The organism is Streptomyces durocortorensis (assembly GCF_016901035.1).
Taxonomy (GTDB): Bacteria; Actinomycetota; Actinomycetes; order Streptomycetales; family Streptomycetaceae; genus Streptomyces; species Streptomyces durocortorensis.
On record NZ_JAFEUF010000179.1, the window covers coordinates 1 to 11,412 of the forward strand.

Here is an 11,412-nt window from a genome sequence, read left to right on the forward strand (position 1 = left end):
CCCCCAAGCCACCCCCACCAGTTCATTTCCTCCATCGATGCGCATCCCCCTGCCGACCCTTCAGGAGAGTTCCGTGAACGCCCTTCGCCACCGCCGTGCAGCCGTCGCCGTCGTCGCCGCCGTTCTGCTGCCGCTCTCGCTCACCGCCTGCTCCGAGGACAGCTCGGACAAGGCGTCCGACAGCTCCTCCGCCGCGGGATCGACCCCCGAGGAGTCGAAGCCGGCCGCCGGTGACGACGCCACGACCGACAAGCCGTTCGGGCCGGCCTGTGCGACGGTCCCCAAGGACGGCGCGGGCAGCTTCGACGGCATGGCCCAGGACCCGGTCGCCACCGCCGCGTCCAACAACCCCGAACTCTCCACGCTGGTCACCGCCGTGAAGAAGGCCGGCCTGGTCGACACCCTCAACAACGCGCAGAACATCACCGTGTTCGCGCCGACCAACGACGCCTTCGCCAAGATCCCGAAGGCCGACCTGGACGCCGTCCTGGCCGACAAGGCGATGCTCACCAAGATCCTCACCTACCACGTCGTGGGCGAGAAGCTGGCCCCGCAGCAGCTGGAGAGCGGCACCTACGACACCCTGGAGAAGAGCACGCTCACCACCTCGGGCTCCGGCCAGTCCTACAAGGTCAACGACAGCGCCAACGTCGTCTGCGGCAACGTGCCCACCGCCAACGCCACGGTCCACATCATCGACACCGTGCTGATGCCGAAGTAGCCGACAGGGCAGTCGACCGCCGGCCGCCCCGCTGCGCCAGGACCGCGATCAACCTCCGAGGTCCCGTCCGCAGCGGGGCTTTCGCGCCCTCACGGTCCGAAGACCTTCCCCAGCGCCTCCTTCAGCCCGCCCACCGTCGGCGGACGGAGGCAGGCCGTCAGATACCCGTCCGGGCGTACGACGAACGCCGCGCCCTCACCGCCCCCGTACCGGAGCGCGAACTCGCCCCGGCTGTCATGGTGATGAGGAACCCCCGTCGCCTCGTCCGGCGGCGCGTCGGCGGGCAGGATCCGGTGCGCCTCCATCCGGCCGCCGGTCAACTCTCTTGCCGCCGCAGCGAGATCGGCAGGCGTATCACCGGCCGGGTGACTCCCGTACACCACCAGGACATGGCCCCGCCCGCGCAGCAGGTCGAAGAGCCGCACCGGGTAGGCGGCGATGTCCCCGGTGAGACCGCCGCAGTCCGGAGCCCGGTCGCCGGGCCGGAGCGTGGTCTCGTCGCCCGGCGGCAGCGGTGTCACGATCGGGCTCTCCCGGTAGCCGACGAGGAGTTGGGCCTCGCGCAGCAGCAGCGTCTCCACGTCCGTCGGGTCCGCCTGCACGCCCTCGGCGGCGTGCCGGACGGTCCGGCCCACCACCTCCTCGCCGACCGGGTGCCGCTCCGCGTCGTAACTGGCCGGCAGGTGCGGGTGCGCCGCGCCCCCGAGGGCCAGGGCCAGCTTCCACGCCAGGTTGCAGGCGTCCTGGATCCCGGTGTTCATGCCCTGGGCGCCGGTCGGCGGATGGATGTGCGCCGCGTCCCCGGCGACGAACACCCGGCCCTCCCCGTACCGGTCCACCAGCCGGTGGCTGATCCGGAACACCGAAGACCAGCGCAGCGCGGACGCGGTCACCGGCTCCGGCGCCAACCGGTCCAGGACCTTCTGGATGTCGGCGAGGCCGGGGGCCGTGCCGCCTTCCAGGCCCAGCGCCGCCCCGTCCCCGCCGCCCGCCGGACCGCTCGCCTCCACCTGCCGCGCGGCGGACAGCTCCGGCGGCACCAGCATCGACATCCGGTAGCGGCTGTTCCCCGGCAGCGGGATGCAGACCAGCAGGTCGTCGACCGCCCCGTCCTCGCCACGGTGCATCGAGCGCACCCCGTACCCGGGCGGAAGACTCCACCCCACCTCCACGTCGGCGAGCATGTACTCCTCGGGGAACGCACCGCCCTCGAAGGTGAGCCCGAGCCCCTTGCGCACCACGGAGTGCGCCCCGTCGCACCCCACCAGAAACCGGGACCGGACCTCCTCCTCGACGCCGGCCGCGGTCGTGAGCCGGCTGGTCACCCCGGCGGGGTCCTGGGCGAACGCCACCAGCGCGGTGGAGCGCTCGATCCCGGTCCCGTGGCGACCGAGGAACTCCTCCAGCAGGCGCTCGGTGTCGCACTGCGGCAGCGAGGCGAAGCCGTACGGCACCTCGGGCGGGAGGGACAGCTCGACCCGGCCCTGCTCTGCCCCGTTCACGTACGTCAGCTGTCCGCGCATCGGGACCGCCGCGTCCAGCACCTCCCGCACCAGGCCCATCCGGTCGAAGAGCTCCAGGGTGCGCGGCTGGATGCCCACTGCCTTCGCGTACGGCAGCCGGGCGGGCAGCCGGTCCACGATCCGGCAGGCCACCCCCGCCCGCCGCAGCTCGGCGGCGAGCGTCAGGCCGACCGGGCCCGCGCCCACCACCAGGACGTCCGTCGATTCGCTGCGTGCCACCGGGGTCTCCCGTCGTGGGCCCCCCGCGTACGGTCCCCTCCATCGTCCTGCCCGTGGCGGCCATCGGCACCCGGGGGGCCCTCAGCCTCCCGCAGGCGGGGTCATCGCCCACCGGATCGTCCTGGTCAGCGCCTTCCCGGCGGGCCGTACGCAGACCTCCTCGACCCCCGGCACCCGGGGCAGCCGCAACGGCTCCCGGGCCCACGGCGGGAGCGCGGCCACGGCGTTCGCGGCGAGTACGGCGTACGGGGGACGGACCGGCCAGGGCAGCGGTGGGTGCAGCAGGATGAAGCGGGCCGCGTCCAGGGCCTCCTGGGTGGCGCGCAGCTCGGGGCGGTAGGCGGCGATGCGTTCGGCCAGTTCCGCGCGGTCGTGCGGCGGGTCGGGGACGCCGAGGGCGTGGGCCACCGTCGCCATGTCGTGGATGTAGCCGTCGCACCCTGCACCGTCCAACGGCCTTTCCCCGTAACGCTGGTGGGCCCGCAGGAAGCTGTCCACCTCGGCGACGTGCACCCAGCACAGGAGGTGCGGATCGGCCGCGTGGTACGGCTCCCCGGAGGGTGAGATCCCGCGTACCCGCTCGTGCACGGACCGTACGCGGTCGACCGCCTCCTGGGCGTGCTCGGCCGTGCCGAACGTGGTCACCGCCAGGAACGTGCTGGTCCGCTGGAGCCGCCCCCACGGATCGCCCTTGAACCCCGAGTGGCCGGCGACGGCGGCCATGGCGAGCGGGTGCAGTGACTGGAGGAGCAGGGCGCGCAGCCCGCCGATGAACATGGACGCGTCCCCGTGCACCCGGCGCACCGGCCGGTCCGGGCCGAACCAGCGGGGGCCGGGGGTCTGGTGGATCCGGGCCCGGTTCTCCGGCCCGGAAGGCCCCGCCACCCGGGCGAAGAGGCTCCTGCCGAGCCGTTCCCGTACTCCTGAGCCGGACGCCGCCTTGTCCATACGACCCAGTATGCGGCGGCGCCCGTCCGCCGAGGGGTCCTTACGGCACCCGGGCCGTCCACTCCGGCGTGGCGAACTTGGTCCGTACGAGCTCCTCGGCGCGCGCCAGCTCGGCGTCGGTCACGCTGCCCCGGGCCAGGCCGTGCCGCTTGCGGAACGACTCGATCATGCGCTCGATCACCACCTGGCGCGGCAGGCCGGTCTGCCGCCGCAGCGGGTCGACGCGCTTCTTCGCCGACCGGGTGCCCTTGTCCGACATCTTCTCCTTGCCGATGCGGAGCACCTCCAGCATCTTGTCGGCGTCGATGTCGTAGGCCATCGTCACGTGGTGCAGCACGGCCCCGGGCCCGCCGTCCGGCCCCACCACCCGCTTCTGGGCCGCGCCGGCGATCTTGCCGACCTCGGTGGCGATGTCGTTGAGCGGCTGGTACCAGGCCTTGATGCCCATGTCCGCGAGCGCTTCGAGGACCCAGTCGTCCAGATAGGCGTAGCTGTCGGCGAAGGAAAGACCCGACACCAGCGCCTGCGGGACGGCGAGCGAGTACGTGATGGTGGAGCTGGGCTCGGCGAACATCGCGCCGCCGCCCGAGATCCGGCGTACGACGTCCACGCCGTGCCGCTCCAGGCCCGCCGGGTCGACCTCGTTGCGCAGCGACTGGAAGCTGCCGATGATCACGGCGGGGGAGTCCCACTCCCAGACCCGCAGCGTCGGCGGCCGCACCCCCGCTGCCACCTCGGCGGTGATGACCTCGTCCAGCGCCATGTGCAGCGCGGGTGACTGCGGGGCCTCGTGGATCAGCTGCCAGTCGTAGTCGCTCCACTCGGTGGCCCGCGCCAGCGCCCGGCGTACGGCGATGGCGACACCCTCCGCGCTCAGCCCGAGCATCACCGTGGAGTCGGGCAGCGCCGCCTCGATCCGGGCCGCGAGCCCGGCGGTGTCGGTGTTGGCCGGAGCGCCCTCCAGCGCCGCGTCGATCGCGAGGATCGCCTCGTCGGGTTCGAGGAAGAAGTCCCCGGCGACCCGGACGTCCCGCAGCGCTCCGCCCGCCACCTCCAGGTCCACCACGACCAGCTTGCCGCCGGGAACCTTGTACTCACCGTGCACAGCGCCGCCTCCAGCTCGGAATCCTGTCGCCCGGCTCGGTGATGAGCCGGACACATCCGGCTATAACGCGCGCGGGCGCGTCGATCATCCCCCCGTTCACGCGCCGGTGCGCGCGGGGACGGTCCGCTGGTCGGGCCCGTTGTAGACGCCGAGCGGGCGGATCAGCGCGTTGTGCGCCAGCTGCTCGCTTATGTGCGCGGTCCACCCGGTGATCCGGCTCATCACGAAGATCGGCGTGAAGGCAGCGATGTCGAACCCCATCAGGTGGTACGCGAGCCCGGCCGGATAGTCCAGGTCCGGTGGCACGGGGGCGAGCCCGTGGCGCCGGCGGTGATCGGCCGCGACGACGTCCTGGTAAGTCCACCCCGCCTCGCGCCGGACTCCCGCGGCCCGGCGCGATCGCGCACCCCGCCCCTGGCATGATCGGCCGACATGGCAGACATGGCTGGAATGAGCGACGCAGCACCCCGTCACATCCTCGTCATCGGCATGGGTGCCGGCGACCCCGACCACCTGACCCTGGCCGCGGTGAAGGCCATGCGCCGGGCCGACGTCTTCTTCGTGCTCGGCAAGGGCAAGGAGAAGGAGTCCCTGACCCGGCTGCGGCGCGACATCCTCGACGAGCACCTCACCGGCCCGTACCGCGTGGTGGAGGCCGACGACCCGTGGCGCGACCGCACCCAGCAGGACGCCGGGCGCTACACCTCGGCCGTGCACGACTGGCGGCAGCGGCGCGCCGACATCTGCGAGCGCCTGATCATCGAGGAGCTGGCACCGGGGCAGTGCGGAGCCTTCCTGGTCTGGGGCGACCCGGCCCTGTACGACAGCACGCTCGCGATCCTCGACGACATCCGGGCGCGCGGCACAGTGGAATTCGGCCATGAGGTGATCCCCGGCATCAGCAGCGTCTCCGCCCTCGCCGCCCGGCACCGCGTCACCCTGAACCAGGTGGGCCGCCCCATCCACATCACCCCGGGCAGGCGGCTGGCGCAGGGTTTCCCCGAGGACGACGGCGACATCGTCGTGATGCTCGACGGCCACGAGAGCTTCACCCATCTGACGGGCAGGGGCCTGTGGATCCACTGGGGCGCGTACATCGGCACCCTCGACGAGATCCTGGTCTCCGGCCCGCTCGACGAGGTGGCCGACGAGATCAGCCGCCTGCGCGCCGAGGCCCGCGAACAGCACGGCTGGATCATGGACACCTATCTGCTGCGCCGGGCGCCGGACGACACCCCTTAGGGGCCGAGTCGAGGCGCGGGCGCCGGACGGCGCGCCTTGGGGGCCGAGTCGAGGCGCGGGCGGCGGCGGCCTCCGCACCTCGTCGTCGGACCGGTGGGGTGTCAGCGCCGGGTCTCGTGCGCCCGGATCACGCCGAGGCCGTGCCCCAGGCTCGGGCATTCGGCGGTCAGGTCGTCGCCCCGCACCAGGTAGTTGTGCACCTGGCCGTCCGTGGGCCGTTCGATCGCGCGATACAGCGTGCCGTTCACGGTGATCGTCCAGTCGTCGCCGTCCTGGGCCCACCCGACTGTCTTCTTCATAGGGCGATGTTCCTTTCCTCGGTCGGCCTCGCCGCGGGTCGGCGGCCGTGTAGTGGGAAGAAGAACGGCTTGTGACGCTCCGTGGTTCCGCGTTCTCTACGCCATTCGGTTACATCTGGGTCACTGCCTCCGCACAGTCGAGACGAACTACCTGACCGAGGGTCAGGAAGAGGGTGGCGAACAGTCGAACGGCCGGGGAACGTGTGTCGACCGCCATCGAGTAGACAGTGTCTACTCGATGGTGCTGGAAGTTCCTCATGGAAGACGAAACCCCGCTGCGGGAGCGACTGGTGGACGTCGGCGCCGAGATGCTGGCGGCCGAGGGGATCGGGGCGTTGGGGCTGCGGGAGGTCGCCCGGCGCGCCGGGGTCTCGCACGGCGCCCCGCGCCGCTACTTCCCGACCCACCGCTCGCTGCTCTCCGCCGTCGCGGGACGCGGGTTCGACGCGTTGAAGGACCGGCTCGACGCGGCCGTCGACCCGGCCGGGGATCCGCGTACGCAGGTGTGCCGCCTCGCCGAGGCCTATGTCGGATTCGCCGTCGAGCACCGCCCGATGTTCGAGCTGATGTTCCGTCATGACCTGCTGGAGAGCGGTGACGATGTCGACGGGGCAGACGGGGCAGACGGGGCAGACGGGGCCGACGGGCTGCCCAGACTGCGGGACAAGACCCTCCCGATGTTCGCGTCGGTCGTCGCGCTGATTGCCCGCCACCGGCAGGACGCCGCCCGGGACAGGTCACCCGGGCCCGGGAACGCCCCGGCCGCCGTGGCTCCGCGTCCCGAGGACGCCCCCGCCGCCGTGGCCGCCGTCTTCTGGGCGAACGTCCACGGCATCGCCCAACTGTGGAGCTGGGGAAGCCTCTCCCTCACCCTCGGCGCCCCCGCGCCGGGCGACGCACAGGCCCACGAGAGCCTCGCCCCGCTCATCGCCCGGACCGTCGACGCCCACCTCGGACCGGCGAACCCGTGACCGCCGCCGCGGCAGCCCCGGTACGGCCCCGGCTCGCCCTCGCGGGCAGTGTCGCCGGGGCGATGATCGTCGCGCTCGACGGTTCCGTCCTCATGGTGGCTCAGCCCAGCCTCCAGCGTGATCTCTCCGCGACCCTCGCCCAGGTCCAGTGGACGAGTACGGCGTACCTCCTGGCGGTGGCGAGTCTCCTCGTCCTCGCCGGACGCCTCGGGGACCGCTACGGCCACACCCGCCTGCTCCTGATCGGATCCCTCGGCTTCGGGGCCGCGTCCGCGGGCATCGCCGCGGCGCCCTCGATCGGCTGGGTCATCGCGCTGCGCGCCGTACAGGGAGTGTTCGGAGCCCTGTTGCAGCCGGCGACGCTGGCCCTGCTGCGCCAGGTCTACCCGCCGGACCGGCTCGGACCGCCGGTGGCCCTGCGGACCAGCGCCATCGGGGTGGCCGCCGCGGCCGGTCCGCTGCTCGGCGGCCTCCTCGTGGCGCACCTCGGCTGGCGGTCCGTCTTCGTCATCAACGTGCCCCTCGCGCTCCTGATCGGCCTGTTCTGCCTGGCGGCCCGCGTCCCGGAGGAGACCGGCCGGAGTGCGCCCCGCCGCCTGGAGGCCGGAGGCGCGCTGCTGCTCGCCGCCGCGCTCGCGCTCCTGGTGAACGCGCTCGCCGAGGTGGAGGTGCACGGCTGGGCCGACCGCCGCACGGTGGCGGGGCTGTTCTGCTCGGCCGCCGTCGCGGCCGTCCTCGTCCGCCACGAACGCCGGAGCCGCAACCCCCTGGTCCCGGCGGCGGTCGCGCGGTCGGTGCCGGTCACCGCCTCCATGGCCCTGCTGCTGTTCGCCGCGAGCGGCCTGTTCGGCGCGCTGTTCGTCAGCACGTACTTCCTGCAGAACACCCTCGGACTCGACCCGCTCGACAGCGCCCTGCGCGCCCTGCCGATGACGGTGCTGATGGTCCTCGGGGCGCCGCTCGCCGGGCGGGTGCTGCGCGGACTCGGCGCGCGGACCACCGCGCTCGGCGGCACCCTGCTGGTCGTCACCGGGATCGGCTGGCTGGCCCGGGCGGACAGCGGCGCCGGACCGGTGGCGATGGGTGCGGCCTTCGCCCTCCTGGGGGCCGGGTACGCCACGGTGATGGTCACGGCCACCGCGACGGTGGTCGGCGACGCACCGCCCGGATACGCCGGAGTGGTCGGCGGCCTCAAGCAGACCTCCGTGAACGTCGGACCCGTCCTCGGCATCGCCGTCGCAGCGGGACTGCTGCCTGCCGCCGCCGGAGGCGGGCCGGCCCACCAGGGGAGCGGGTCCATCGGGACGGCGCTCCTGGTGCTCGCGGCGACAGTCGCGCTCGCGTTGGTCCCGGCGGCGATGCTGCCGGGCGTACAACGGCGTGGCGGGCCACCGGAAAGCGCCGACCGGAAGGCGGCGGAACCGATCCCGTGTCCCACATCACCGTCCGAAGTCTGAACAACGGTGTGCGCCCGGCGGTCGTCCCCTTAGGGTGGCCGGTGCAGCTGGTTCGCCCTGTCAGCCGGAGAGGGCGTCGTAAGAGGGAACCCGGTGGGAATCCGGGACTGCCCCGCAGCGGTGAGTGGGAACGACCGCCGTCATACGCACTGGGCCCGGCCGGGTCTGGGAAGCGACGGCCACTAGGTGTCTGCCCCGGCAGACGTGCCCGCGAGTCCGAAGACCTGCCCGTTGCCCGCACGCGACCGATCGCGTGCGGAGTTCCCGGTGACCTCGTGGGCGGGTCGGCGCAACCGTCAGGTGGACGGACACGGTTCTCCGTGTCCCGGTGTCCGCCCGGCGCGTCGTTCCTTCGCGTCCGCGTCCCGTCCCGGGATCTGCATCCGCAGACACGCTCGCGAAGGAGAGTCACGTGACAGCGAAGCCCGCAGCCGCGGCAGCACGGGCCACCGTGTACGGCTACCCCCGCCAGGGACAGAACCGTGAACTGAAGAAGGCCATCGAGGGCTACTGGAAGGGCCGCGTCACCGCGGACGCCCTCCGGCAGACCGCCGCCGAACTGCGCCGGGGAACCTGGCAGCAGCTCGCCGAGGCCGGCGTCCACGAAGTGCCGACCGGTGATTTCTCGTACTACGACCATGTCCTGGACACCAGCGTCATGGTCGGCGCTGTCCCCGAGCGGCACCGTGACGCGGTCCGCGCCGACGCCCTCGACGGCTACTTCGCCATGGCCCGGGGCACGCAGGACGTCGCTCCGCTGGAGATGACGAAGTGGTTCGACACCAACTACCACTACCTGGTGCCCGAGTTGGGCCCGGACACGGAGTTCACCGCCGACTCCGCCAAGCAGGTCGCGGAGTTCAAGGAGGCGCTGGCGCTCGGCCTGACGCCCCGCCCGGTCCTCGTCGGCCCCGTCACCTACCTCCTGCTCGCCAAGGCTGCCCCCGGTGTGGCCGCCGACTTCGAGCCGCTGGCCCTGCTGGACCGGCTGCTTCCGGTGTACGCGGAGGTCCTCGCCGACCTGCGCGCGGCGGGGGCGGAGTGGGTGCAGCTGGACGAGCCCGCCCTCGTGCAGGACCGCACCCCGGCCGAGCTGAACGCCGCCGCCCGCGCCTACCGCGACCTGGGAGGCCTCACTGACCGGCCCAAGCTGCTGGTGGCCTCCTACTTCGGGCGGCTCGGCGAGGCGCTGCCGGTCCTGGCCAAGGCCCCCGTCGACGGCCTGGCGCTCGACTTCACCGAGTCCGGCGCGGGCAACCTCGACGACCTCGCGGCGGCCGGGGGGCTGCCCGGCAAGCGGCTGGTCGCCGGTGTCGTCAACGGCCGCAACATCTGGATCAACGACTACGAGAAGTCGCTCTCCGTCCTCGGCACCCTGCTGGGTCTCGCCGACCGGGTCGACGTCTCCGCCTCCTGCTCCCTGCTGCACGTCCCGCTGGACGCGGACGCCGAGCGCGACATCGACCCGCAGATCGCCCGCTGGCTCGCCTTCGCCAAGCAGAAGACCGAGGAGATCGTCGTCCTGGCCCGCGGTCTGGCCGCCGGCACGGACACCATCACGGCCGAACTCCTAGCCAACCGCGCCGACCTGGCCTCCCGCACCGCCGCCGTCATCACCCGCGACCCGGCCGTACGCGCCCGTACGGCGGCCATCACCGACGCGGACGGCCGCCGCTCCCAGCCGTACGCCGAGCGGACGCTCGCCCAGCGCGCGAACCTCGGGCTGCCGCTGCTGCCGACCACCACCATCGGCTCGTTCCCGCAGACCACCGAACTGCGCACCGCGCGCGCCGACCTGCGGGCGGGGCGGATCGACGAGGCCGGGTACGAGGAGCGCATCAAGGACGAGATCCGCGAGGTCCTCTCCTTCCAGGAGAAGGCCGGGATCGATGTCCTGGTGCACGGCGAGCCCGAACGCAACGACATGGTGCAGTACTTCGCCGAGCAGCTCACCGGCTACCTCGCCACCCAGCACGGTTGGGTCCAGTCCTACGGCACCCGCTACGTCCGCCCGCCCGTCCTCGCCGGGGACATCTCGCGCCCCGAGCCGATGACGGTGCGCTGGACCACGTACGCCCAGGCGCTGACCGAGCGCCCCGTCAAGGGCATGCTCACCGGGCCGGTCACCATGCTCGCCTGGTCCTTCGTCCGCGACGACCAGCCGCTCGGCGACACCGCCCGCCAGGTCGCCCTCGCCCTGCGCGACGAGGTGAACGACCTGGAGGCGAACGGTACTTCGGTCATCCAGGTCGACGAGCCCGCGCTGCGCGAGACGCTGCCGCTGCGGGCCGCCGAGCACGCCGCGTACCTGGAATGGGCGACGGAGTCCTTCCGCCTCGCCACCGCCGGGGTGCGGCCGGACACCCAGATCCACACCCACATGTGCTACGCGGAGTTCGGCGACATCGTCCAGGCCATCGACGACCTCGACGCCGACGTCATCAGCCTGGAGGCGGCCCGCTCGCACATGCAGGTCGCCCGCGAACTGGCCGCCCACGGCTACCCCCGTGAGGCCGGACCCGGCGTCTACGACATCCACTCCCCGCGCATCCCCAGCACCGAGGAGGCAGCGGCCCTGCTCCGCAAGGGACTTGAGGCCATCCCGGCGGCACGTCTCTGGGTGAACCCCGACTGCGGCCTGAAGACCCGCGGCTGGCCCGAGACCCGGGCCTCCCTGGAGAACCTCGTCGCCGCCGCACGGGAGATCCGTGCGGAGCTGCCGGACGAAGCGGTGTGATCCGGGCCCGGGGGGGGGGGGGGGGGGGGGCCCCCCCCCCCCCCCCCCCCCCCCCCCCCCCCCCGCAGCGCATCGCATGAGGGCCCGAGCCGGGGCCGGGTCAGGGGGTTACGGAGTCGCCGCTGCCCTCCCCGCGGTGCTCGCCGCCGGTGCCCCCCCCCCGACGGCCCCCCGGGCGGGCGCCGCGCCC

The 11,412-nt window shown here is 73.1% G+C and carries 10 protein-coding genes and 1 riboswitch; of the genes, 5 read left to right on the forward strand and 5 right to left on the reverse strand.

What is annotated here, in order from left to right; translation table 11 throughout:
• Nucleotides 1–73: 73 nt before the first annotated feature.
• Nucleotides 74–721 carry a fasciclin domain-containing protein gene (locus tag JS521_RS26265; protein ID WP_205085449.1) on the forward strand — a complete coding sequence of 216 codons (648 nt, stop codon included), beginning with the start codon at nt 74–76 and terminating at the stop codon, nt 719–721.
• An 89-nt stretch (nt 722–810) separates the two neighbouring features.
• On the opposite strand, the gene JS521_RS26270 is transcribed toward JS521_RS26265, so the two are convergent.
• The 4 genes from JS521_RS26270 to JS521_RS37390 all read right to left on the reverse strand — a co-directional run bounded on the left by JS521_RS26270 (nt 811) and on the right by JS521_RS37390 (nt 5,029).
• Nucleotides 811–2,463, reverse strand: a complete 1,653-nt coding sequence (locus JS521_RS26270) for an FAD-dependent monooxygenase (RefSeq protein ID WP_205085450.1) — start codon at nt 2,461–2,463, stop codon at nt 811–813.
• An 81-nt stretch (nt 2,464–2,544) separates the two neighbouring features.
• The gene (locus tag JS521_RS26275) at nt 2,545–3,411 is read right to left on the reverse strand and encodes an oxygenase MpaB family protein (RefSeq protein ID WP_205085451.1); all 867 of its coding nucleotides are present in this window, start codon (nt 3,409–3,411) and stop codon (nt 2,545–2,547) included.
• A 40-nt stretch (nt 3,412–3,451) separates the two neighbouring features.
• Nucleotides 3,452–4,516, reverse strand: a complete 1,065-nt coding sequence (gene lplAB, locus JS521_RS26280) for a lipoate-protein ligase LplAB (RefSeq protein ID WP_205085452.1) — start codon at nt 4,514–4,516, stop codon at nt 3,452–3,454.
• Between the two features lie 96 nt (nt 4,517–4,612).
• On the reverse strand, nt 4,613–5,029 hold the full coding sequence (locus tag JS521_RS37390; RefSeq protein ID WP_307847956.1) for a citrate/2-methylcitrate synthase: 417 nt from the start codon (nt 5,027–5,029) through the stop codon (nt 4,613–4,615).
• Between JS521_RS37390 and cobF the strand changes: the two genes are divergently transcribed.
• On the forward strand, nt 4,967–5,758 hold the full coding sequence (cobF, locus tag JS521_RS26290) for a precorrin-6A synthase (deacetylating) (protein ID WP_205085458.1): 792 nt from the start codon (nt 4,967–4,969) through the stop codon (nt 5,756–5,758). The genes JS521_RS37390 and cobF overlap by 63 nt on opposite strands.
• 101 nt (nt 5,759–5,859) lie before the next feature.
• Here the strand turns inward: cobF and JS521_RS26295 are convergent, their stop codons facing one another.
• Nucleotides 5,860–6,057 (reverse strand): hypothetical protein, encoded by a 198-nt coding sequence (locus JS521_RS26295; RefSeq protein WP_205085453.1) that lies wholly within the window; start codon nt 6,055–6,057, stop codon nt 5,860–5,862.
• 257 nt (nt 6,058–6,314) lie between these two features.
• Here JS521_RS26295 and JS521_RS26300 point away from each other — a divergent pair, with 257 nt between their 5' ends.
• The 3 genes from JS521_RS26300 to metE all read left to right on the forward strand — a co-directional run bounded on the left by JS521_RS26300 (nt 6,315) and on the right by metE (nt 11,222).
• Nucleotides 6,315–7,028, forward strand: a complete 714-nt coding sequence (locus JS521_RS26300; RefSeq protein WP_205085454.1) for a TetR/AcrR family transcriptional regulator — start codon at nt 6,315–6,317, stop codon at nt 7,026–7,028.
• A 62-nt stretch (nt 7,029–7,090) separates the two neighbouring features.
• The gene (locus JS521_RS26305) at nt 7,091–8,485 is read left to right on the forward strand and encodes an MFS transporter (protein ID WP_205085459.1); all 1,395 of its coding nucleotides are present in this window, start codon (nt 7,091–7,093) and stop codon (nt 8,483–8,485) included.
• A gap of 44 nt (nt 8,486–8,529) precedes the next feature.
• Nucleotides 8,530–8,719, forward strand: a riboswitch (cobalamin riboswitch).
• Nucleotides 8,720–8,897: 178 nt separating this feature from the next.
• A complete protein-coding gene (gene metE / locus JS521_RS26310) occupies nt 8,898–11,222 on the forward strand; it encodes a 5-methyltetrahydropteroyltriglutamate--homocysteine S-methyltransferase (RefSeq protein ID WP_205085455.1) in 2,325 nt (774 codons plus the stop codon).
• Nucleotides 11,223–11,412 lie beyond the last annotated feature (190 nt).

Excerpts from the sequence above, each read along its gene's own strand:
- cobF (WP_205085458.1), top strand. The coding sequence starts at position 4,967 with ATGAGCGACGCAGCACCCCGTCACATCCTCGTCATCGGCATGGGTGCC.
- JS521_RS26275 (WP_205085451.1), bottom strand. The coding sequence starts at position 3,411 with ATGGACAAGGCGGCGTCCGGCTCAGGAGTACGGGAACGGCTCGGCAGG.
- JS521_RS26295 (WP_205085453.1), bottom strand. The coding sequence starts at position 6,057 with ATGAAGAAGACAGTCGGGTGGGCCCAGGACGGCGACGACTGGACGATC.
- JS521_RS26305 (WP_205085459.1), top strand. The coding sequence starts at position 7,091 with ATGATCGTCGCGCTCGACGGTTCCGTCCTCATGGTGGCTCAGCCCAGC.
- JS521_RS26300 (WP_205085454.1), top strand. The coding sequence starts at position 6,315 with ATGGAAGACGAAACCCCGCTGCGGGAGCGACTGGTGGACGTCGGCGCC.